Genomic DNA, 21,604 nt, shown 5'->3' with positions numbered 1-21,604 from the left:
GCCTCGGCCGCATCCTCCGCCCGCTCCACACCATGCTCGGCCTGCGCTACCCAGCCAGCATCAAACGCCCCAAATCAACCAAGCCCCGGCCCAAGCGCACCCGCAAACCAAAGCGCCAGCCCAGCTTCATGGACCAATACAAAATCAACCCCGACGGCAGCATCGACTTCACGCCCGAACAACTCCGCGATATCCTCGGCCCACCCCCACCGCCCGTGCCACCCTGGCACCAGCCGTTCATCCCCTCCTTCAATGTGAAAAAAATGTGGCGCAAAGGTCCATGATTTTGCGCGCCTATTTCGTTGCAATATCGTAATTAACGACAGTCTTCCAGCATCAGAAATGCGCCGATGAGCCATCCCATCACCCCCACCCCTTGCCATCGCCCCCAACCCCGACAAAACTCGCCAAAATGGCCGCCAAACCCATCATCAACCGCAGCTGGATTCCCCTCAACGCCCTGCGCGCCTTCGAGGCGGTGGGTCGTCACCTCAGCTTCACCGCCGGCGGTCAGGCGCTCAACGTCTCCCAAAGCGCCCTGAGCCGCCATGTCCAAACCCTGGAATCCCTGCTCGGCTCACCCTTGCTCATCCGCCGCCCCCACGGGCTCGAACTCACCGCCTCGGGTCAGGCGCTCCTGCCGGCCATCAGCCGCTCGTTCGATGCCATCGAGCGCGAAATGAACGAGATTATCCGCAACCGCGGCCGCGCCAGCCACCAGCGCACGCTGCGGGTCCACATGCCGCCCAGCTTCCTCCAGCAAATCGCCATCCCGGCCCTGAAATACTTCCACCGCGAATACCCGGACATCCTGATCGACGTCTTCTCCTCCAACGGCACCGGCATGCCCAAGGAAGAACCCGACGTCGCCGTGGTCTACGACCGCCCCCAGGTCAGCCAGACCGTCACCGACCTGCTCTGGATGATCAACCTCGCACCCGTCTGCGCCCCCGAAATCGCCGAAGCCCATCAAGGCAAATCCCTCGAACAATTCCTGCGCGACAACGAGCTTCTGCACGTCAAACTCGAAGGCCAGGCCCGCGGCATCAAATGGGCCAGCTACGTCCAGCAACTCAAACTCGACGTCAACACCGACCGCGGCCTCGCCTTCGATACCGCCAGCTACGCCGCCAGCTACGCCATCGCCGGCACCGGCGTTGCCCTCACCGACCTCAACCTGTTCGCCCCGGAACTCGCCGCCGGCCGCCTCGTCATGCCCTACGACGCCATCATCGACGAAGGCTACGGCTACTTCCTCATCCTCCGCCCCGAAGACCTCGCCGACCCCGTCGTCGCCCTCTTCCGCAGCTGGATGATCGAACACTGCGCCCGCCCCCCCGCCCCGTAAGGCAGGTTGTGCCAAAGCTTGCCGGTGTGGCCTCCGGTATCAACCGGCCCGGCCGGCCGCCCAAATCGCCAATGTGTCGGCATCGTTCCCGCCGCACCAGGAATCGTTCATCAGCCGTCACGGTATAAAAACATGCCTTACGCTCCAGCACCGTATAGGCGTCGAAATCGAGCCAGGCGCGCCGCGCCGCCGCGGTCAGGCGTTCCACATCGGCATCGGTGCCGGTGCGGTCCTCATCGGGATCGCCCTGGCGGGTGAACTGATGATCACCGATTTTCAGCCGGGTTCCGGCGCGCGGCGGCAGGGTATAGGTGCCGCTGTCCGGCCCGATATCGATCAACACCGGCGCCGCCTGCCACGCACCAACCAGCGCCGGCGGCGGCGCCAGAAACATCACCGCCTGGCGCGACGGCACCGCAACCCCGATGGTGGACGGGATCAACCGGTTCACCCAGGCCCCGGCCGTCACCACCACCGCATCGCCCTGGGTAATGCCCGCCGCGGTCCGCACCGTCCCGGCTTCCAGATCAACCGATTCCACCAGCGAATTCGGGTGCAGCACCACACCCAGCCCCGCAATCAGCTTGACCATGTCGGTCAAAATACGAATCGGATACAACATCCCCGCGCCATCGGTCTGCACCACACGGGTGACGCCCTCGGGATTGACCATCGGATACCGCGCCATCGCCGCATCGATCGAAATATCGGTGCACGCCACACCCATCCGGCCCATCGAGCGCTTGGTCGTCTCGTACCAGTCGCTCTCACCGCGCATCAGATAAACCGCCGGCATCGCATCGTAATGGCAGACCCCCAAAGCCGCCCACAACGCAGTCCAGACCCGAAACGCCTCGGGCATCAGATACGCATAACCCTCCATATCGCCGTACGCATGGCGAATGATCCGATGCTCATCATAAGACGACGCCTTGGGATACGGCAGCGCCCCCTGCTCAAACAACTCCACCGCAAACCCACGCCGCACCAAGCCCCAGGCCGCGCTCAGCCCGGCAATGCCACCACCGACCACAAGAATTTTTCCCGCACTCATACCGGGACACTGGCTTGGTGTGTCGCCGGGGTGACCCAGCCTTGGATGCGCCGCCAATCCGGGTCCAGCCCGTCGAACCGCCGCAGCGATAATTTATCGATATCGGCGAACGAGCATCGTCCGTCGATCACCAGGTCCCGCAGCGCGTGCCCGGTCGCGGGCGATAGGCCGAAGCCGACGCTCGACATGGTGGCCACCGTCACGTTGCCGGGGTTGGCGGGCCGGTCGAGCACGGGCCGGCCGTCCGGCGTGTTTTCAATGATGCCGGCCCAGGAGCGGATCATCCTTGCGTGTGCCGCCTTGGGCAGCATCTGCGCGATGCGGAGTGCGATCTGTTGCAGCACCGGGGTCGAGGGCCGGGGCAGCGCGCCGTGCAGCGGCAATTCGTCCATCCACTCGTGCCAGCCGCCGCCGTAGGCAAGGTTGCCGCGCAGCGTCTGCCGCCCGTAGAGACCGTTGCCGTCGACGCCGCCGTACGGCATCAGCGGCAGCGCCTCGGTCACGATCATTTCCGCCCGCGCGGGTGCCACCGGCAGGTCGATCCCGATGCCGCGCAGCAGCGTGCCCGATTGCGGCCCCGCCGCAACGATCAGCTGATCGCATCCGATCAGGCCATCCCGCGTCCGCACGCCGATGGCGCGGCCATGCGCCATTTCTATGCCCAGCACCGGCGTATGCTGCATGATCCGCGCGCCGTGGTCCTGCGCCGCCCAGGCATAGGCCTGCACCGTGCGCTGCGGATTGGCCTGCCCGCCGGTGCGGATATGCACGCCGCCGATATGCTGATCGCCCGCCAGCGGCACCGCATCGCGCACTTGCTGCGGATCGAGCAGGTCGGCCCGATAACCGAGCCCGGCCAGAATCCCCTGCATCCGCTGGTAGCGCGCCATCTGCGCCTCGTTCATCGCGATCACGATGCGCTCCGGCCGGTGTTCGGTCGGATAACCGAGCAGTTCATCCATCAGCGGCCACAGCCGTTGTTCCTCGTGGAACAGCGGGCTCTGATAATGGGTCGCACCACCGCCGTTGCGGCTCGAGGCTTCGTAGCCGATCACGCCCTTGTCGAGCACCAGCACATCCACCCCGTCGCGCGCCAACCACCAGGCGGCACTCAGCCCGGTCACGCCCGCGCCGATGATGACGACCGCGGCACCGCTCTCCCGTGTCTGGCTCATAGATGCATGTCCCCGGCGATGTATTCGGCCTCGCGCGGCGTGCCGATTTCATCATAGGGCACCCATTGCGCGACGATGCCGAACCACACATCCCAGCCGTCCCGCCCGGCTTCGTCATCGGGTGCCGCGAGGGCCGCCAGGCTCAGCGGGCGCACCGGCGCGCGCGCCGCCCCTGGCATGGCCCCATCGAAACCCGGGTCAGCCGCTTCATCTGGTCGTGATCCGGCGGCCCATCGGCCAGCAGCCCGGCCAGGTCGCGCGCCGCCATCGCCTCGGATTCCGGGCCGAGATAGCGTGGCTGATGCAGCGCGAACACATCGCCGCGGGTTACTTCCTCGCAGGTGCAGGCCAACGCGTCGTTGCCGCCGGTATCGAGCAGCGCGCGCATCCACGCCATGCGGTAATCGAGCCCGCCGGGCTCGGCCACGCCGGCGCAATCCCCCGCCACGCTGATCGCTTCGATCGAGGTCTGGCCCGTTGCATCGCACACCGGCACGTAGCCGCCCCGATCGCGGTCGAGCGTAACCGCCGCCCCCAGCGTATCGAGCAGTTCGATCTGCGGCACCAGGCCGAGTGCCAAGCATACGGTATCGCACGCAATCCGCTCGACCGTGCCGCCCGCCACCGGAATGATCCGCAGCGCCACCACGCCATCCACATTGGTCTCTGCCATCAACGGCACGGCGCCGCAGCGAATTGCAACCCCGCGCGCCGCGACTTCGGCCACCAGATCGGCCGGACCCTGCGGCGCATCGCGCACCTCGATCAGGGCGGCAACCGTCAAACCCTTGTCGAGCGCGAGCAGCGCGGTCTCCAGCGCCAGCCGGCCCGATCCCAGAATGCTCACCACGCGGCCGGCGAAGGCGTCATAGCGCGTCAGCAGCGCGTGCAGCCCCTGCGCGCCGACCACGCCCGGCTGGTCCGACCCCGCGAAGGACAGCACCAGATCGCGCGCGCCGGTCGCGATCACCGCGCGGCCGAAGCCGCACAGCCAGGACCGATCCTCGGTCGCAAGCCCCGCCACCGCGCACGGCAGCACCTGCAAGCCCGGCCCCGCGACCCACATGCCCCAAATGCTGGTATTGAGCGCCACCTCGATCCCCGCCTCGAACGCATACTCCAGGCCCGGCATGGCGCCGGCGACCTGTTCGATCATCCGCGCCTGATTGCCCAACGCCGGTGTTGCCCGGCCGCCAAACAGATAGGGCACATCGAGCCCGGCCAGCGCCGCACTGACCGGATGCTCATCGACCAGCATGACCGAACGGCCCTCACCCGCCGCCGCCAGCGCGGCCGCGATGCCCGCCGGGCCGGCGCCGACCACCAGCACATCCACGAATTGCGCCGGTCGCGCCAGCTTGCCCACCGCGGATTTCGGATCGACCGGATACGCCTGCCGCGTCACACCATCCATCGCTCAGATCCTTTCCAGCGCTTGTGCCAGATCACCGATAATATCCGCCTCATGCTCGATCCCGACCGAGAGCCGAATGGTCGCATCGGTCACGCCCGAAGCCTCGCGCCGGGCCTTCGGCACCGAAAAATGCGTCGTCGTCGCCGAGTGGCAGATCAGCGTCTCCGTGCCGCCCAGGCTGACCGCGAGGCGCAGCAGTTTCAGCGCATCGAGCATCCGGAACGCCTCGGCCTCGCCGCCCTTGATGTCGAACACGAAGGTCGAACCCGCACCCGCGCATTGCCGCTCGAACGTCGCGCGCGCCGCACTGCCCTCCGGCAGAAACCCGGCGTAGGTCACGCGCGCCACTTTCGGATGATCGCGCAAAAACCGCGCCACCGCCGCCGCGTTGCGGCACGCCCGTTCGGTGCGCAGCCCCATGGTTTCCAGCGAGCGCAGCAGCAGCCAGCAGCCATGCGGATCGAGATGCGTGCCCATCACCGTGCGCATTTTCCGCAACGGGTCGATCAGCGCGAACCGGCCGGATACGCTGCCGCCCAACAGATCACTATGCCCGCTCGCGTATTTGGTCAGCGAGGTCATGCACAGATCCGCCCCCTGTTCGAGCGGGTTTTGCAGCAGCGGCCCCATGAACGTGTTATCGACCACCACCAGCGGCCGGCTGCCCTGCTGCAATTCCAGCCGCCGGGCAATCCGCGCGATCAGCGCGATATCGGCAATCCCGGCCAGCGGGTTCGACGGTGTCTCGACCCAGATCACCCCGAGCCGTCCATGTGCCAGCGCCTGATCGACCGCGCCGGTGATCGAAGCCTCATCCACCGCATCCGCGATCGCGACCGGCTTTACCCCGTGCGCGGGTGCCATCAGATTGTTCAGCAACCCATCGGTGCCGCCATACAGCGGGCTGGTGTGCACCACGCTTTCGCCCGGCCGCACCAGCGACAGCAGCGTGGTCGAAATCGCCGCCATGCCGGAATTGAACACCGCACACGCCTCGGCACGGTCGAGTGCGGCCATCCGGTCCTGCAGCATCTGCATGTTCGGATGATCGAGCCGGGCGTAGATATAGCCCTCATCCGCGCCGGACTGCGGCGCGCGGCCGGCGATATAGCCCTCATGCGCGGTCTTCGCGTGCATCGAATCGCGATACACGAAGGTCGAGGTCAGATAGACCGGCGGTTTCGCCGAACCGTGATGCTCGGCCGGATGATAACCATGCCCGACCGCAATGGTTTCCGGGTGCCAGGCCTGGTGATCCCGATCGGCGCCGAGCGGCAGATCGGCCATGTCAGAGCCCGACCAGGGCGGGCCGGCGCATCGGCGCCGGTTGCGGCACCACCGAAGCCACCCGGTTGGCATACCAATCGACGAAGCGGATCGCGAGCGATTCCGAACTCTCGCTGTAGGGTCCTGGCGTATATCCCAACGAATTCACCCCGCGCTGGTTGTTCTCGACCAGATCGCGGTCCTGCAAATTGGTCTCGTTCCACACGGTGGTCAGATCATCGACCGTGTAGTCGATCCCTTCCTGCGCATCCTTGTGCACCAGCCATTTCGCCATCACGATGGTCTCCTCGGGGGCGACCGGCAGGGCGATGAACATGAACACGAAATCGCCCAGCGCATGACAGAAACTATGCGGCTCCAGCGCCCAGCGCATCGACCCGACATCGCCGCCGTTGACGCTGCACATCGGCTTTTTCACACAGGGCTTGCCATCGATCGTGATCGACTCGTTGCCCTCGCGCAGCGCAAAGCGCGAGGCCTGCCACCAAGCGCCCTCGACCGGCGCGCTCGGCAGGCCCATCGCCTCCATCCGCTGCTTGAAATCCAGGATATCGACCCGCTCGGAGCTCAGAAAATTGCCCCGCGCATCGGTCGGGAACGAGACCGATAATTGCGGATGGCGCGCCGCGCAATGATAGCACTCGCGCGCGTTTTCCATCACCAGCTTCCAGTTGCCGCGCTCCACGAGCGTCGCCTGGGCGGCGACCTTGGCGTTCAGCATATCGTGCGGCGCCAGCATCGGGGCCAGCGCATCGTGAAACGCGGTGAAATCCGGCGCCTGCTCGGCGAGACACACATAAACCGTGCCGGCCACGGTGCGGACGTGAATGGGTTTCAGGCCATGCTGGGATTTATCGAAATCGCGCGGCATCCGCCCGGCCCCGCGCAGCGCGCCGCGATCATCATACATCCATTGATGATACGGGCACATCAGCCGCTCGGCGGTGCCGCACCCATCCGGCAGGATCTGCGCGCCCCGATGCCGGCACGAATTGAAAAACCCGCGCAACACGCCATCCTGCCCGCGCAACACCACCACCGGGCTGCGGCCGATCGTGATCGCCAGATAGGCGCCCGGCGCCGCAACCTCGACCTCGAAGCCGACCATCAGCCACGCCTGGCCAAAAATCTCGCGCAGGTCGAAATCGAAAATCGCCGGATCGTGGTAGAACGCCCCGGGCAGACTATGCCCCGGCCGGCGGGTGGCCAATAGATCACCGATCTGCGCGTTGATCGTCTGCTGGTCGAGCATCAGGAGCCTCCAAGATCACGCGCACGTTAGGATTGCGCGGCGCGATGAGGCAAATTGCATTTGTGCATAAGCCCATGTCTTTCTGCGGGCGGCGGCGCAGGGAAGGGAAGCGCTTCTTTTTTGAAAAAAAGAAGCAAAAAACTTTTTTGAACTGGGCTTCGGGCGCCGCAACGGCACGGGACGCGCGAGTAGACGTTTTTTTGCTTCTTTTTTTTCAAAAAAAGAAGTGCTTATCGTCCCTTTCCCTCATTGACCTCCCTGAGAGTCGCCCCCCGATGCCATCCCCCTACATCCTCCTCGCCATCGCGATCCTGTTCGAAGTCGCCGGCACCTCGTTCCTGAAGGCGTCGCGCGGCTTCACCCAGCCGGTGGCCGGTGTGCTGACGGTTCTGTTTTATGCCGGGGTCGCTATCGTCAATTTTTGGTCGACCGGCCTGCCCCATTAGGTGCAAGATGGGCGGATGCAAGGGCGATGTCGCTTGCATGCAAGACGCCGTCGGGTGCAACATGATGCTTAGCATTACGGCGACCGCACACAGATTGCGGCGTTCCAGGGACAGAAAACCAGCGCGGATTGGTTACGAGAATCTGTGCATCCAGGAGGCTAAATTGAAAAATCTAACAGTCATCACGGCTTTTGCGTCGATCATGGCAACGGCATCGCTCGGGCTCGGCATCGCGCGCGCCGCGGAGCCGGCTTCGTGCAAGACCATCACCATGGCAAACATCGGCTGGACCGATAATGCCGTGCAGAACGCGGTGTTCACCGATGTCGCCCAAGATCTGGGTTACACGGTCAAGACCAATCTCTATTCGCTGCAGGTCATGTACGCCGGCATGCAGGACAAGAAGATCGACGTCTTTCTCGACAATTGGACACCTTCGCAGGACAAGACGACGGAACCCTACATCAAGCAGAAAGCGATGCAGGTGATTGGCCCTGACCTGACCGATGCGAAATACACGCTGGTGGTGCCGCATTATCTCTACAAACAGGGCCTCACCAGCTTTGCCGACATCGCGAAATACGGCAAGCAGCTCGACTACAAGATTTATGGCATCGAGCCCGGCAACGACGGCAATCAGCACATCCTCGCCATGATCAAGGCGAATAAATTTGGTCTCGGCAAGTTCCATCTGGTGCAGTCGAGCGAAGCGGGCATGCTTTCGGAGGTATCGCGCAAATATCCGAAAAAACAGGCGATCGTGTTCCTCGGCTGGGAACCGGAGCCGATGAACGTGCAGTTCCATATCGACTACCTCTCCGGTGGGCATGATTATTTCGGCCCGGACGAAGGCAAGGCGACCATTTATATCAACACCAAATACGGCTACGCCAAGGAATGCCCGAATGTCGGCACCCTGCTGCATCATTTCAAACTCACCATCAACGACGAAAACGCGATGATGTACGATGTGCAGGTGAAACATAAGGACGCCAACGCGGTCGCCGCGGCCTGGCTGCTCGCGCATCCGGACTGGGTGAAATCCACCCTGGCCGGTGTCACCACCACCGATGGCAAGCCGGGCGCGCCCGCCGTGATGAGCAAGCTCAAGGCGAGCTGACAACACCCTTGCCGCGCACCGCCTGCCCTGGCACCGATCGGCCAGAGCGGGCATTGCGCGCCAGCAATCGACACGGGCCCATGCGGGAGAGATCATCGTGACCCTTCTGACCCATCCCGAGACCTGGATTACCGACCACGCGATACCGGTCGGCACCTGGTCGACCGATTTCGTCAATTTCGTCAAAAATAATTTCCAGGGTTTTTTCGACGGTCTGTCCAACGTGCTGGGCTTCCTGCTCGATGGCACGACCAACATTCTGCACGCGGTCCCTGCCCTGCTGCTGATCGTGATTTTTGCGGCACTCACCTATGTTTTCAAAAAATCCTGGCGGATGGCGCTGTTCGTTTTCCTGGCCCTGCTGTTCATTCTGAACCAGGGCTATTGGGATCGCACGCTGGAGACAATTTCGCTGATCGTGTATGCCACGCTCGCCTGCATGGCGATCGGCGTTCCCATTGGCATCGCCGCCGCGCACCGGCCGGCGCTGTACCGCGTGCTGCGCCCGGTGCTTGATATGATGCAGACGCTGCCGACCTTCGTGTACCTGATCCCGACGCTGGTGCTGTTCGGCCTCGGCAGCGTGCCGGGTCTGATCTCCGCCATCGTTTTCGTCGTGCCCACGCCGATCCGCCTGACCTATATCGGCATCAGCAACGTGCCGCGCCCGTTGATCGAAGCCGGTCAGGCGTTCGGCGCGAGTCCGACCGAACTGCTCTGGAAAGTGGAAATCCCCGCCGCGCTGCCGACCATTCTGGCCGGGCTGACCCAGGTGATCATGCTGAGCCTGTCGATGGTGGTGATCGCAGCATTGGTCGGCGCCGGCGGCCTGGGTGAGCCGGTGGTCGAGGCGATGGAGACCGTGCAAATCGGCAAGGGATTCACCTCGGGTCTCGCCATCGTGATCGTCGCGGTCATTCTCGACCGGGTGTTCCGGCCGAGCCAGGAAAGCACCAGCGCATGAGTTTCGCCGCGAAGTTCGAGGCCGTCGATATCCTGTTCCCCGGCAGCGCCGACCGCGGGTCGCGCACGCGGATGCAAACCGCGCTCGCCGAACTCGACGCCGGCAAGACCCGCAACGACATCATCGGCTCGACCGGCATCGTGGTCGGCGCGGCGGACGTCAATCTGGAGGTCGAACAGGGCGAGATTTTCGTGCTGATGGGCCTGTCCGGCTCGGGCAAGACCACGGTGCTGCGCGCGCTGAACGGGCTGAACACGATCAGCCGCGGTCGCATCACCATCCGCCACGGCGAGGAATTGGTCGATATGAGCAACCCGCCGCCCGCCACCTTGCGCCGCCTGCGCAACCAGGCGGTTTCCATGGTGTTTCAGCAATTCGCGTTGCTGCCCTGGCGCACGGTGCGCCGCAATGTGGAACTCGGCCTCGAACTGCGCAAGATGAAACCCGCGGAAATGCGCGCCAGCGTCGATCAATGGCTCGATCGCGTCGGCCTGCTGCAATGGGCGGACAAGCACGCGAGCGAGTTGTCGGGCGGGATGCAGCAGCGCGTCGGCCTGGCGCGCGCGCTGGTCACCAACCCCGACATTCTGCTGATGGACGAACCGTTTTCCGCCCTCGATCCGCTGATCCGCAACAAATTGCAGGACGAGTTGCTGCAACTGCAACGCACCGTGCAGAAGACCATCATTTTCGTTACCCACGATCTCGACGAGGCGCTGAAAATCGGCAACCGGATCGCGATCATGAAGGACGGGCGGGTGATCCAGGTCGGCAAGCCCGAAGACATCGTGCTGCGCCCGGCGACCGATTACGTCGCGGAATTCGTTGCGCATATGAACCCGCTCACCGCGATCCGCGCCGCCTCGTTGATGCGCCCGATCGGGGCGTTGCGGGCGCCGGATGGCGCGCATCATTTCAACGACAATCAGGATTACGCGCTGCATCTCGACAATAGCGGCCAGTTGATCGCGCTGCACCGCGATGGCGCGGCGGCGCCGTTCCATCGGCCGCAAGCCGGGGTGCGCTGCCCGCAAGGCAGTACCGGCATCGTCACCGGCCAGCATCTGCTCAAGGACATCGTGGAAATCCGCCAGCAGACCACCCGCCCGGTGCTGGTGGACGATAACGGCCGCATCGTCGGTTGCATCGGCACCACCGAGATTCTCGATGCGCTGACCCAGGCCGGCCGCGCCGATTACCGCGACAACACCGCCGCCACCAACTGACCCACAAGGCTACGCCCAGCATGATATCGCGCCCCAATTTCATCGCCGGACAAGACTGGTCCGCGAACAGCCTTGCGAGTTTCGAGGATCGCAACCCGGCGACCGGCGCGCTGCTCGCGACACTCGACATCGCGGATGCCGCCACGATCGATGCCGCGGTCGCCGCCGCCACCGCCGCCCAGCGCGACTGGGCGGCAACGCCCGCCGCCGCGCGCGGGCGGATTCTGCTGCGCGCCGCTGCGTTGCTGCGCGAAAACCTGCCCGCCCTCGCGCGCCTGGAATCCCAGGATACCGGCCGCCCGATCAGCGAAACCATCGCGGTCGATGTGATTTCTGGCGCCGAATGCCTCGAATATTTCGGCGGGCTGGCCGGTACCATCGCCGGCGAAGCGATCGATCTCGGCCCGACCGCGTTCGGCTACACCAGGCGCGAGCCGATCGGCGTGGTCGCCGCGATCGGCGCATGGAACTACCCGCTGCAAATCGCGTGCTGGAAAGCCGCCCCCGCGCTGGTCTGCGGCAATGCGGTAATTTTCAAACCCGCGCCGCAAACCCCGCTCACCGCGCTGGAACTCGCGCGCATTTTCCAACAGGCCGGCTTGCCGGATGGGCTGTTCAACGTGGTCAACGGTCTCGGTGAAACCGGCCGGCACCTCGTCGAGCATCCCGGCATCGGCAAAATCTCGCTCACCGGATCGGTCGCGACCGGCAAAGCCGTCGCTGCCCTCGCCGCCGCCAGCCTCAAGCGCGTCACGCTCGAACTCGGCGGCAAATCCCCCATCATCATCTGCGACGACGCCGATATCGAAAGTGCGGTCAACGCCGCCATGCTCGGCAATTTCTACTCCGCCGGTGAAATCTGCTCGAACGGCACCCGCGTATTCGTCCATCGCAGCATCTACGACCGGTTTCTCGACGCTCTCATGGCGAAAACCCGCACCCTCACCATCGGCGATCCGCTCGATCCCGCCACGCAGATCGGCGCCCTGATCTCGCCGGAGCACATGGAAAAAGTCCTGGCCCACATCGAAGCCGGCAAAGCCGCCGGCGCCCGCCTCGCTGCCGGCGGCAACCGATGCACCACCGGCGCCCTCGCCCAAGGCAGCTTCGTCGAACCCACCATCTTTGCCGATTGCACCGATGGCATGAGCATCGCCCAAGAGGAAATCTTCGGCCCCGTGATGGCGGTATTCCCCTTCGATACCGATGCCGAAGCCATCACCCGCGCCAACGCAACCCAATACGGCCTGTCCGCCGCCGTGTTCACCACCACCCTCGCCCGCGCCCATACCATGATCGCCCAACTCAAAGCCGGCACCTGCTGGATCAACCAATACAACATCACCCCGGTCGAACTGCCGTTCGGCGGCATGAAACAATCCGGCTACGGCCGCGAAAACAGCCGCACCGCACTCGACGCCTACACCGAGACCAAATCCGTCTACGTCGCACTCACACCGGTTTTGGGGTTTTGATGGCTTACGGAAGGAAGATCAGGGGGCTTTGCCCCCCGAACCCCCCACTAAGGGCGGAGCCCTTAGAACCCGCTAGTTTCGTCGATCTGGCCTGGGTCGCCCTCCCCTTGCCTAAAACTAATGGATTTTAAAGGCTCCGCCTTTAACGGGGTCCAGGGGCAGAGCCCCTGGCCTTCCTCCCGAAAGGCACCAACCCCATGACCGAGTATGATTACGTCGTTGTCGGAGCGGGCTCCGCGGGGTGTGTGTTAGCGGCGCGGTTATCGGAGGATGCCGGGGTTTCGGTTTTATTGTTGGAGTATGGCGGGTCGGATCGATCGGTGTTGATACAGATGCCGAGTGCGTTATCGATGCCGATGAACATGCCGAAGTATGATTGGGGTTATCACAGCGAGCCGGAGCCGCATTTGGGGGGCCGGCGGATGCATACGCCGCGCGGCAAGGTGTTGGGCGGATCGTCTTCGATCAACGGGTTGGTTTATATTCGCGGCAATCCGCTGGATTTCGACCGGTGGGAGGAGATGGGCGCGCGGGGCTGGGCGTATCGGAATGTGTTGCCGTATTTCAAGCGTGCCGAGACGCGTGATGAGGGGGGTGATGCGTGGCGGGGTGGTGAGGGGCCGTTGCACACGAAATATGGGCCGCTGCGCAATCCGCTATACCAGGCCTTCATCGAAGCCGGGCGCCAGGCGGGCTATCCGGTGACGGAGGATGTCAACGGGTATCAGCAGGAGGGGTTTGGCCGGATGGACATGACGGTTCATCGCGGCCGGCGGTGGAGTGCGGCGAATGCCTATTTGCGGCCGGCGCGGGGGCGGGCGAATCTTTCGATCGAGGCGCAAACGCTGGTTTCGCGGGTGGTGTTCGAGGGCGGGCGCGCGGTGGGGGTGGCGTATCGCAGGAGGGGCCAGGATGTGGTGGTGCGTGCGCGGCGGGAGGTTATTCTTGCCGCGGGTGCGATCAATTCGCCGAAGCTGTTGAAGTTGTCGGGGGTTGGCCCGGCGGATGAATTGCGGGCGCACGGCATCGGCGTGGTCGCGGATCGGCCCGGTGTGGGCGAGAATTTGCAGGATCATCTGGAGTTTTACTTCCAGTATGCCTGCACCCGGCCGATTACATTGTATTCGAAGATGAATCCGCTGGCGAAGGCGTTGATCGGCATGCGCTGGCTGGCGTTGCGCGATGGTTTGGGGGCTACCAATCATTTCGAGAGCTGCGGGTTTATTCGCTCGCGCGCGGGGATCGATTATCCGGATATTCAATATCATTTCCTGCCGCTCGCGGTGCGGTATGATGGCAAGGGGATCGCGTCCGAGCATGGGTTTCAGGCGCATGTCGGCCCGATGCGGTCGCGCAGCCGGGGCTGGGTGCGGTTGCGCGGGGCTGATCCGGCGGCGGCGCCGTCGATCGTGTTCAACTACATGAGCGATCCGGAGGATTGGGTGGATATGCGCGCCTGTGTGCGGCTGACGCGCGAGATTTTTGCGCAAGATGCGTTCGCGCCGTTCCGGGGGCGCGAGATTGCGCCTGGCAGCGGCGTGGTGAGTGATGCCGAGATTGATGCGTATATCAGCAAGAGTGTCGAGAGTGCGTATCATCCGTGTGGCACGTGCAAGATGGGCGCGGTGGACGACCCGATGGCGGTGGTGGCACCGGACACCAGGGTGATCGGGGTGGAGGGGCTGCGGGTGGCGGACAGTTCGATCATGCCGCGGGTGACGACGGGGAATTTGAACGCGCCGACCATCATGATCGGGGAGAAGGCGGCGGATCATATCCGGGGTGTGGCGTTGCTGCCGCCGAGCAATGCGCCGTTCTACACGGCGAAGAATTGGGCAGTCGCGCAGCGATGACGGAATTATACAAGTCTTGTGCCGAGTGAGTGCGCGTAGACCGTGTAGGCTTGTGCCTTAACTAATGGGGTCTGGGGCCTAAGGCCCCGTCACGCGTAAGCGTGCTGCGCACGACGGGTCCAGGGCAGAGCCCTGGCCTTAACTTGGAGCCTTGATATGCAGAAATTCTCAGCCTTTACCTTGGCGAAAGAGGCGTTATCCGGCCAGAAAGGCTGGGACCGCCAATGGCGTGATGCAGCACCCAAACCGGCCTATGAGGCCATTATCGTCGGTGGCGGCGGTCACGGCCTTGGCACGGCGTATTATCTCGCGAAGAAGCACGGGCTGCGCAACATCGCGGTGCTGGAAAAGGGCTGGATCGGCGGCGGCAATACCGGGCGCAACACCACGATCATTCGTTCGAATTATCTGTTCGACGAGAGTGCCGCGCTTTACGACCATTCCGTGAAGTTGTGGGAGGGGTTGTCGGCGGATTTGAATTATAACGTCATGTTCTCGCAGCGCGGCGTGATGATGCTGTCGCATAACGTGCATGACGAGCAGGTGTTCAAGCGGCATGTGCATGCGAACCGGTTGAACGGCGTCGATAACGAGTGGTTATCGCCCGATCAGGCGAAATCGTTCTGCCCGCCGCTGAACATTGCGCCGGGGATGCGTCATGCGGTGACGGGGGCGGCGTTGCAGCGGCGTGCGGGTACGGCGCGGCATGATGCGGTGGCGTGGGGCTATGCGCGGGCGGCGGATGCGCTCGGGGTCGACATCATTCAGAATTGCGAGGTCACCGGGATCGATCGTGATGCGAGCGGTCGGGTCAGCGGGGTGCAGACCAGCCGGGGTGCGATTGCGACGCGGCGGTTGGGGATTGTCGCGGCGGGCAATACATCGGTGCTGATGGCGATGGCGGGGCAGCGGATGCCGCTCGAGAGTTATCCGTTGCAGGCGCTGGTGTCCGAGCCGATCAAGCCGATTTTTCCGTGCGTCGTGATGTCGAACACGATCCACGCCTATATCAGCCAGTCCGACAAGGGCGAGCTGGTGATCGGCGCGGGGACGGATGCGTATATTTCGTATAGTCAGCGCGGGGCTTTGCATATTTCATCGCACACGCTCGAAGCGATCTGTGAATTGTTTCCGATGTTCCGGCGGATGCGGATGCTGCGCAACTGGGGCGGTATTGTCGATGTCACGCCGGATCGTTCGCCGATCATCGCCAAGACCGAGGTGCCGGGCCTGTATGTGAATTGCGGCTGGGGCACCGGCGGGTTCAAGGCGACGCCGGGCTCGGCCGATTTGTTCGCCTACACCATGGCGAAGGACGAGCCGCACAAGATCAATGCGCCGTTCAACCTTGAGCGGTTCGGCGCCGGGCGATTGATCGACGAGGCGGCGGCTGCCGCTGTCGCGCACTGACAAGGAGATTTAAGATGTTAGTGATTTCCTGCCCTTATTGCGGCGAGCGTCCTGAAATCGAGTTCTCCTATGGCGGTGAGGCGCATGTGGTGCGCGCGCCGGCGAGTGCCACCGATGCGGAGTGGACCGCGTTTTTGTACCAGCGGAGCAATGCGCGCGGCAGTTATGCCGAGCGGTGGCGGCACGCGCATGGGTGCGGGCGGTTTTTCAACGCGCGGCGCAATACCGTGACGGATTTTTTCGAGCAGACCTACAAGATCGGTGAGGCGCCGGCATGACACAAAAGTATCGCCTCGCCACCGGTGGGCTGATCGACCGGCGCGTGACGGTTCCGTTCACCTTCGATGGCAAGGCCATGACCGGCCATGCCGGCGATACGCTGGCCTCGGCGTTGCTGGCTAACGGGGTGCATCTGGTTGGGCGCAGCTTCAAATATCACCGCCCGCGCGGCATTGTTTCGGCGGGTGCGGAGGAGCCGAACGCGTTAGTGGGCGTCGGGCGTGACGAGGGGCATTACACGCCCAATCTGCGGGCCACGCAGGTTGAGCTTTATCACGGGCTGCGCGCGGAGAGTCAGAACCGCACGCCTTCGTTGGAGCGTGATGTCGGCAGCATTACCGACCGGCTGTGGCGCTTTTTCCCTGCCGGATTCTACTACAAGACCTTCATGTGGCCGAAGGGCGCGTGGACGAAGTTTTTCGAGCCGCGCATCCGCGCCATCGCCGGGCTCGGCCGATCGCCGGCGGCACCGGATGCCGCGCGCTACGCGCAGATTTATGCCCATTGCGATGTGCTGGTGATCGGCGCCGGGCCTGCCGGGCTGAGCGCAGCACTGGCCGCTGCCGAGACCGGCGCGCGGGTGATCATTTGCGACGAACAGCCGCAATTCGGTGGCGCGCTGCTGGCGGAACCCGGCCAATCCGCCTGGCTCGCCGAACAGCGCGCACGGCTTGCCGGTTTTGCAAACATCACGATGCTGCCACGCACCATCGCGTTCGGCTATTTCCCGCACAACATGATCGGGCTGGCACAGGATCTGACCGATCACCAGGGCGAAACCAGCGACGATGCGCCGCGCGGCCGGCTGTGGCAGGTGCGCGCCAAGCAGGTGATCACCGCAACCGGTGCGATCGAACGGCCTTTGGTGTTTCCGGACAATGATCGGCCGGGCATCATGCTGGCCGATGCGGCGCGGACCTATGTCGAGCGCTACGCGGTCAAACCCGGCAATCGTGCCGTGGTGTTCACCGCGCATGACGATGCGTATCGCGCGGCGGTTTCGCTGCACGAGGCTGGTGTGACGATTGCCGCCATCGTCGATCTGCGGGAAAGCCCCGAGGGGCCGGGTTTGGAGGCGGCGCGGGCTGCGGGCCTGCCGATCCGCACGCATTCGACGATCATTGGCACCGAGGGCAATTTGCGCGTTGCGGCCGTCAGCGTTGCCACGATCGGGGAGGCGAACGCCGAGCGGATTGCCTGCGATCTGGTGCTGATGTCCGGCGGGTTTACGCCCAGCGTGCATCTGTTCTCGCAGAGCCGGGGCAAGCTCGCGTTTGATCCGGCGCTGGATGCCTTTATTCCCGGGACGCCGGCCGAGCCGACGATTGCGGCGGGCGCTGCCTCGGGCTGCCAGTCGCTCGAAGCGGCGATCGCCTCAGGCCGGGCGGCCGGGCTTTCGGCGACGGGGCAGGCGGTGGCGGCGCCGGTGGCCGAGACTGTTGCGGCCGGGTTTCTGGGCGAGGTGCCGCACGGGCGCGACCCGGCCAGCGTGCGCGCCTTTGTTGATTTCCAGAACGACGTGACGGCGAAAGACATCACCCTCGCGCTGTCCGAAGGGTTCCGCTCGATCGAGCACGTCAAGCGCTACACCACCACCGGCATGGCGACCGATCAGGGTAAGACCTCGAACATGAACGCGCTCGGCATCGTGTCGAAATCGCTTGGCGTTGCCATTCCCAGCATCGGCACCACCACGTTCCGGATGCCGTATACGCCGATCCCGTTCGGCTATTTTGCGGGCTATGCGCGGGGTGATCTGTTCGAACCGGTGCGTGAGACGCCGATCCACGCCTGGGCCGCCGAACACGGCGCGGTGTTCGAGGATGTCAGCCTGTGGAAACGCGCGCGGTATTTTCCGTGCGGGGCGGAGACGATGCATGAAGCGGTCGCCCGCGAATGCGCCGCGGTGCGCGCCGGGGTTGGTTTGTTCGATGCCTCGACGCTTGGCAAGATCGAAATCACTGGCCCGGATGCTGCGGAATTTCTCAACCGCATGTATGTCAACGCCTGGACCAAGCTGAAACCCGGAAGGCTGCGCTACGGCCTTCTGCTGCGCGAGGACGGGTTCATCATCGATGACGGCGTGGTCGGCCGGATTGCCGATGATCGGTTCCACGTGACCACCACCACCGGCGGTGCGGCGCGCGTGCTGAACATGATGGAAGATTATCTGCAGACCGAATTCACCGATCTGAAGGTCTGGCTTACCTCGACCACCGAACAATACGCGGTGATTGCGGTGCAGGGTCCGCGCGCGCGGGAGGTGATTGCGCCGCTGGTGGAAGATGCCGATATTTCGGCGGCCGCGATGCCGCATATGAGCGTGGTGGAATGCCGGGTCGCCGGCGTGCCGGCACGGCTGTTCCGCGTGAGTTTCACCGGCGAACTCGGCTTTGAGATCAACGTGCCGGCCGATTATGGGCGCGCGGTTTGGGAGGCGATTGATCAGGCCGGCCAGACCCACGGCATCGTGCCCTATGGCACCGAGACCATGCACGTGCTGCGCGCGGAGAAAGGCTATATCATCGTCGGTCAGGAGACCGATGGGACGGCGACGCCCGATGATGTCGGCCTGACGTGGGCGATCGGCAAGGCGAAGCCCGATTTCGTTGGCAAGCGCGCCCTTGCCCGCACCGCGCTGGCCAGCCAGACCGATCGCAAGCAATTGGTCGGGCTGCTCACCGCCGATCCTGCCGAAGTGCTGGAGGAGGGTGCGCATCTGGTCGCCGATCCGGCGCAGCCGATTCCGATGACCATGCTGGGGCACGTGACGTCGTCCTATTGGAGTGCGGCGCTCAATCGCTCGATCGCGCTTGCGATGGTGCGCAACGGGAGGGCGCGGATTGGCGAAACCCTGCATGTTCCCCTGCCGGGACGCTCGGTCGCGGTGACGCTGACCGACCCGGTTTTCTACGATCCCGAAGGAGCACGGCTCGATGGCTGACATCGCAATCGCCCCCGCACGGCGCACCGCCCCGCTGCCGGGTGCGGTGGACCGCAGGATCGAAAAATCCGCCCCGCTCACCCGCTTCGTGCTGCGGCTGCCGGAAGAGTCCCTGACCGCCGCGGGTGCCGCGCTCGGGCTTGATTTCACCGCGCCGATCAACCGCGCCGTGACCTCCGGCGATCGGACGGCGCTGCGCCTTGGGCCGGATGAGTCGCTGGTGCTGGCGCCCGCCGCCGATGCCGCGATTCCGGGCGCGCTTGCCGCCGGTCTGGCGGATCGGCTGTTTTCACTGGTCGATGTCAGCCACCGGCAAACCGGCATAAGGCTCGCCGGGCCGCACGCTGGCGCGATGATCAACGCGCTGTGTCCGCTTGATCTGGGCAGTGCGGCGTTTCCGGTCGGCATGGCGACGCGGACGATTTTCGCCAAGGCCGATATCGTGCTGTGGCGGACCGGGATTGCCGAATTCCACCTTGAAATCTGGCGCTCCTTCGCGCCCTATGTGGTTTCATTGCTGCACGAGATCGGCCGCGAGTATCCGGATTGACCCTGTCATGATCAGCCTGTTCGATCTGTTCAAAATCGGCATCGGCCCGTCATCGTCACACACGGTCGGGCCGATGCGGGCTGCGCATAGTTTTGCGGCTGACCTTGCTAATCCGGCTGGCGTGGCGCGTGTACAGATTACGCTGCTCGGCTCGCTCGCCTGGACCGGCAAAGGCCACGGGACGGATAAAGCCGTGATCCTCGGCCTGGCCGGTGAGGCGCCGGAAACGGTTGATCCCGATCAGGCGGATGCGATCGCCGCAGCGGTTACGACGGCTTGCGTGCTGAAACTCGGCGGGGTTCATCCGATCAAATTCGATCCGGCAACGGATATTGTGTTCGACTACGAGACACCCACCACGCGCCACCCCAACACACTCGAATTCAGCGCGCGCGATGCCGCCGGCAGCATTCTCGCCGCCGAACGCTGGTGCTCGGTCGGCGGGGGTTTCGTCATTCGCGAAGATGAAAAACCCGATCTCGGCGCGATTACCGAAACCGTGCCCTATCCCTTCGCCAACGCCGTCGATCTGCTGCGGCTCGGCGAAGCCTCCGGCCTGTCGATCGCGGCCATGATGCGCGCCAATGAATTCTCGCTGCGCGAGCCGGCAACCGTGCTCGCCCACGCCGACCTGGTGCTTGCCACCATGATGAACGGCATCGAACGCGGAATGCGGACCACCGGCACCCTGCCCGGTGGTTTGAAGATCATGCGGCGCGCCCCCGCGCTGCACACAAAAATGCAGACCGACGCTGCACGCAACGACCTCGCACCCCATGAAAAAATGGACTGGGTCAGCCTGTTCGCGATGGCGGTGAACGAGGAAAACGCCGCCGGCGGCAAAATTGTCACCGCGCCGACCAACGGTGCCGCCGGGGTCATTCCCGCCGTGCTGCGCTATTTCCGCGATTTCTGCCCCGGTGCCACGCATGAATTGATGCGCGACTTTCTGTTCACCGCCACCGCGATCGGTGGATTGTTCAAGACCAACGCCTCGATCTCGGGCGCTGAAGTCGGCTGTCAGGGCGAGGTTGGGGTCGCCGCCTCGATGGCCGCCGCCGGCCTCGCCGCCGCACGCGGTGCCACCAACCGCCAGATCGAAAACGCCGCGGAAATCGCCATGGAACATCACCTCGGCATGACCTGCGACCCGGTCGGCGGGCTGGTGCAAATTCCCTGCATCGAACGCAACGCGTTCGGCGCGATCAAAGCCATCAGCGCCGCCTCACTCGCGGCACGGGGCGATGGAACCCACCATATCTCGCTCGATCAGGTGATCGCGACCATGCGACAGACCGGGGCGGATATGAATAGTAAATATAAAGAGACCTCGCTTGGGGGGCTCGCTGCTAATTTTATTGAGTGTTAGGGTGAAGGGGAAGACTTCTTTTTTGTAAAAAAGAAGCAAAAAACTTTTTTACTCTGGGACTGGGGATTTGGCTGGATCGCGCCTTATTCGTTTATTTCGTTGCGATATCGTAATGATATGGGCGTGCGGAAGTGGGTTGGTCACGCGGATTGAATTTTGAAATCTTGGTCTGGGGTGGGGGATTCGGACGCGGCGCAATCTGGCGTGCCGAAGATGATGTGGCGGCGGGAGTCTGGTGGTGGGTCGGGGGCGAAGGGGGGTTCGGTGGGCAGGTCGATGCCCATGGCGTTGTAGAGCGGGGTGAGGATGCGGATGAGTTTTGGGTTGGCGGCAAGGAACCCTGCGAATTCGGGGTCGGCGAGGATGTGTTGCAGGGTGAAGCGGGTGAAGCCGGTTTCGGGGATCAGGCGGTAGAGCCAGGCTTCGCGGCACGGCAGG

General features: G+C 64.1%; 18 protein-coding genes and 2 pseudogenes. 13 read left to right on the top strand and 7 right to left on the bottom strand.

Annotation, left to right across the window (positions count from 1 at the left end; translation table 11 throughout):
• Both B7X49_RS16330 and B7X49_RS16325 read left to right on the top strand, forming a co-directional pair.
• Nucleotides 1–284: pseudogene (locus tag B7X49_RS16330) on the top strand (hypothetical protein); the annotation flags it as partial.
• Nucleotides 285–412: 128 nt separating this feature from the next.
• Nucleotides 413–1,348, top strand: coding sequence for a LysR substrate-binding domain-containing protein (locus B7X49_RS16325; protein WP_286704787.1), 936 nt, complete (start codon nucleotides 413–415; stop codon nucleotides 1,346–1,348).
• Here the strand turns inward: B7X49_RS16325 and B7X49_RS16320 are convergent.
• Genes B7X49_RS16320 through B7X49_RS16295 form a run of 6 tightly spaced genes read right to left on the bottom strand, consistent with a single transcriptional unit; the run spans nucleotide 1,257 to nucleotide 7,530 of the window.
• On the bottom strand, nucleotides 1,257–2,402 hold the full coding sequence (locus B7X49_RS16320; protein WP_286840208.1) for an FAD-binding oxidoreductase: 1,146 nt from the start codon (nucleotides 2,400–2,402) through the stop codon (nucleotides 1,257–1,259). The two genes, B7X49_RS16325 and B7X49_RS16320, sit on opposite strands and share 92 nt — an antisense overlap.
• Nucleotides 2,399–3,577 (bottom strand): FAD-binding oxidoreductase, encoded by a 1,179-nt coding sequence (locus B7X49_RS16315; RefSeq protein WP_286704789.1) that lies wholly within the window; start codon nucleotides 3,575–3,577, stop codon nucleotides 2,399–2,401. The genes B7X49_RS16320 and B7X49_RS16315 overlap by 4 nt, the downstream gene beginning before the upstream one ends.
• Nucleotides 3,574–3,732: a hypothetical protein gene (locus B7X49_RS16310; RefSeq protein WP_286840206.1), complete on the bottom strand. Its 159-nt coding sequence runs from the start codon at nucleotides 3,730–3,732 to the stop codon at nucleotides 3,574–3,576. Before B7X49_RS16310 ends, B7X49_RS16315 begins: the two co-directional genes overlap by 4 nt.
• Nucleotides 3,720–4,991 carry an FAD-dependent oxidoreductase gene (locus B7X49_RS16305; protein ID WP_286840204.1) on the bottom strand — a complete coding sequence of 424 codons (1,272 nt, stop codon included), beginning with the start codon at nucleotides 4,989–4,991 and terminating at the stop codon, nucleotides 3,720–3,722. The genes B7X49_RS16310 and B7X49_RS16305 overlap by 13 nt, the downstream gene beginning before the upstream one ends.
• 3 nt (nucleotides 4,992–4,994) lie before the next feature.
• A complete protein-coding gene (locus B7X49_RS16300) occupies nucleotides 4,995–6,278 on the bottom strand; it encodes a cystathionine gamma-synthase family protein (protein WP_286704791.1) in 1,284 nt (427 codons plus the stop codon).
• A 1-nt stretch (nucleotide 6,279) separates the two neighbouring features.
• Nucleotides 6,280–7,530: an aromatic ring-hydroxylating dioxygenase subunit alpha gene (locus tag B7X49_RS16295; RefSeq protein WP_286704792.1), complete on the bottom strand. Its 1,251-nt coding sequence runs from the start codon at nucleotides 7,528–7,530 to the stop codon at nucleotides 6,280–6,282.
• A 275-nt stretch (nucleotides 7,531–7,805) separates the two neighbouring features.
• On the opposite strand from B7X49_RS16295, the gene B7X49_RS16290 reads away from it, so the two are divergent.
• The 11 genes from B7X49_RS16290 to B7X49_RS16240 all read left to right on the top strand — a co-directional run bounded on the left by B7X49_RS16290 (nucleotide 7,806) and on the right by B7X49_RS16240 (nucleotide 21,166).
• Entirely contained in the window at nucleotides 7,806–7,976 is a 171-nt protein-coding gene (locus tag B7X49_RS16290; protein ID WP_139334060.1) for an SMR family transporter, read from the top strand.
• Between the two features lie 163 nt (nucleotides 7,977–8,139).
• Nucleotides 8,140–9,096 (top strand): glycine betaine ABC transporter substrate-binding protein, encoded by a 957-nt coding sequence (locus B7X49_RS16285; RefSeq protein ID WP_286704793.1) that lies wholly within the window; start codon nucleotides 8,140–8,142, stop codon nucleotides 9,094–9,096.
• 106 nt (nucleotides 9,097–9,202) lie between these two features.
• Complete coding sequence (gene choW / locus B7X49_RS16280) at nucleotides 9,203–10,060, top strand: choline ABC transporter permease subunit (protein WP_286704802.1); 858 nt, start codon at nucleotides 9,203–9,205, stop codon at nucleotides 10,058–10,060.
• Nucleotides 10,057–11,286, top strand: a complete 1,230-nt coding sequence (gene choV, locus B7X49_RS16275) for a choline ABC transporter ATP-binding protein (RefSeq protein WP_286704794.1) — start codon at nucleotides 10,057–10,059, stop codon at nucleotides 11,284–11,286. The genes choW and choV overlap by 4 nt, the downstream gene beginning before the upstream one ends.
• Before the next feature lie 20 nt (nucleotides 11,287–11,306).
• Nucleotides 11,307–12,761 (top strand): betaine-aldehyde dehydrogenase, encoded by a 1,455-nt coding sequence (gene betB, locus B7X49_RS16270; protein ID WP_286704795.1) that lies wholly within the window; start codon nucleotides 11,307–11,309, stop codon nucleotides 12,759–12,761.
• Nucleotides 12,762–12,958: 197 nt separating this feature from the next.
• The gene (gene betA, locus B7X49_RS16265; protein WP_286704796.1) at nucleotides 12,959–14,614 is read left to right on the top strand and encodes a choline dehydrogenase; all 1,656 of its coding nucleotides are present in this window, start codon (nucleotides 12,959–12,961) and stop codon (nucleotides 14,612–14,614) included.
• 156 nt (nucleotides 14,615–14,770) lie between these two features.
• Nucleotides 14,771–16,024 carry a sarcosine oxidase subunit beta family protein gene (locus B7X49_RS16260; protein ID WP_286704797.1) on the top strand — a complete coding sequence of 418 codons (1,254 nt, stop codon included), beginning with the start codon at nucleotides 14,771–14,773 and terminating at the stop codon, nucleotides 16,022–16,024.
• Nucleotides 16,025–16,038: 14 nt separating this feature from the next.
• Complete coding sequence (locus tag B7X49_RS16255) at nucleotides 16,039–16,302, top strand: sarcosine oxidase subunit delta (protein WP_286704798.1); 264 nt, start codon at nucleotides 16,039–16,041, stop codon at nucleotides 16,300–16,302.
• A complete protein-coding gene (locus B7X49_RS16250) occupies nucleotides 16,299–19,247 on the top strand; it encodes a sarcosine oxidase subunit alpha family protein (protein ID WP_286704799.1) in 2,949 nt (982 codons plus the stop codon). Before B7X49_RS16255 ends, B7X49_RS16250 begins: the two co-directional genes overlap by 4 nt.
• Nucleotides 19,240–19,797, top strand: a complete 558-nt coding sequence (locus tag B7X49_RS16245; protein WP_286704800.1) for a sarcosine oxidase subunit gamma — start codon at nucleotides 19,240–19,242, stop codon at nucleotides 19,795–19,797. Before B7X49_RS16250 ends, B7X49_RS16245 begins: the two co-directional genes overlap by 8 nt.
• Before the next feature lie 7 nt (nucleotides 19,798–19,804).
• Nucleotides 19,805–21,166 (top strand): L-serine ammonia-lyase, encoded by a 1,362-nt coding sequence (locus B7X49_RS16240; protein WP_286704801.1) that lies wholly within the window; start codon nucleotides 19,805–19,807, stop codon nucleotides 21,164–21,166.
• 140 nt (nucleotides 21,167–21,306) lie between these two features.
• Here B7X49_RS16240 and B7X49_RS16235 read toward each other — a convergent pair.
• A pseudogene (locus B7X49_RS16235) lies at nucleotides 21,307–21,604 on the bottom strand (hypothetical protein); the annotation flags it as partial.

Origin of the sequence: Acidiphilium sp. 34-64-41, assembly GCF_002282635.1 — a bacterium.
GTDB classification, from domain to species: Bacteria; Pseudomonadota; Alphaproteobacteria; order Acetobacterales; family Acetobacteraceae; genus Acidiphilium; species Acidiphilium rubrum.
The sequence above is the reverse complement of the archived record's forward strand: the minus strand, read 5'-3'. Positions and strand labels throughout refer to the sequence as shown.

Excerpts from the sequence above, each read along its gene's own strand:
- B7X49_RS16325 (WP_286704787.1), top strand. The coding sequence starts at position 413 with ATGGCCGCCAAACCCATCATCAACCGCAGCTGGATTCCCCTCAACGCC.
- B7X49_RS16320 (WP_286840208.1), bottom strand. The coding sequence starts at position 2,402 with ATGAGTGCGGGAAAAATTCTTGTGGTCGGTGGTGGCATTGCCGGGCTG.
- B7X49_RS16315 (WP_286704789.1), bottom strand. The coding sequence starts at position 3,577 with ATGAGCCAGACACGGGAGAGCGGTGCCGCGGTCGTCATCATCGGCGCG.
- B7X49_RS16305 (WP_286840204.1), bottom strand. The coding sequence starts at position 4,991 with ATGGATGGTGTGACGCGGCAGGCGTATCCGGTCGATCCGAAATCCGCG.
- B7X49_RS16300 (WP_286704791.1), bottom strand. The coding sequence starts at position 6,278 with ATGGCCGATCTGCCGCTCGGCGCCGATCGGGATCACCAGGCCTGGCAC.
- B7X49_RS16295 (WP_286704792.1), bottom strand. The coding sequence starts at position 7,530 with ATGCTCGACCAGCAGACGATCAACGCGCAGATCGGTGATCTATTGGCC.
- B7X49_RS16290 (WP_139334060.1), top strand. The coding sequence starts at position 7,806 with ATGCCATCCCCCTACATCCTCCTCGCCATCGCGATCCTGTTCGAAGTC.
- choV (WP_286704794.1), top strand. The coding sequence starts at position 10,057 with ATGAGTTTCGCCGCGAAGTTCGAGGCCGTCGATATCCTGTTCCCCGGC.
- betB (WP_286704795.1), top strand. The coding sequence starts at position 11,307 with ATGATATCGCGCCCCAATTTCATCGCCGGACAAGACTGGTCCGCGAAC.
- betA (WP_286704796.1), top strand. The coding sequence starts at position 12,959 with ATGACCGAGTATGATTACGTCGTTGTCGGAGCGGGCTCCGCGGGGTGT.
- B7X49_RS16260 (WP_286704797.1), top strand. The coding sequence starts at position 14,771 with ATGCAGAAATTCTCAGCCTTTACCTTGGCGAAAGAGGCGTTATCCGGC.
- B7X49_RS16255 (WP_286704798.1), top strand. The coding sequence starts at position 16,039 with ATGTTAGTGATTTCCTGCCCTTATTGCGGCGAGCGTCCTGAAATCGAG.
- B7X49_RS16250 (WP_286704799.1), top strand. The coding sequence starts at position 16,299 with ATGACACAAAAGTATCGCCTCGCCACCGGTGGGCTGATCGACCGGCGC.
- B7X49_RS16245 (WP_286704800.1), top strand. The coding sequence starts at position 19,240 with ATGGCTGACATCGCAATCGCCCCCGCACGGCGCACCGCCCCGCTGCCG.
- B7X49_RS16240 (WP_286704801.1), top strand. The coding sequence starts at position 19,805 with ATGATCAGCCTGTTCGATCTGTTCAAAATCGGCATCGGCCCGTCATCG.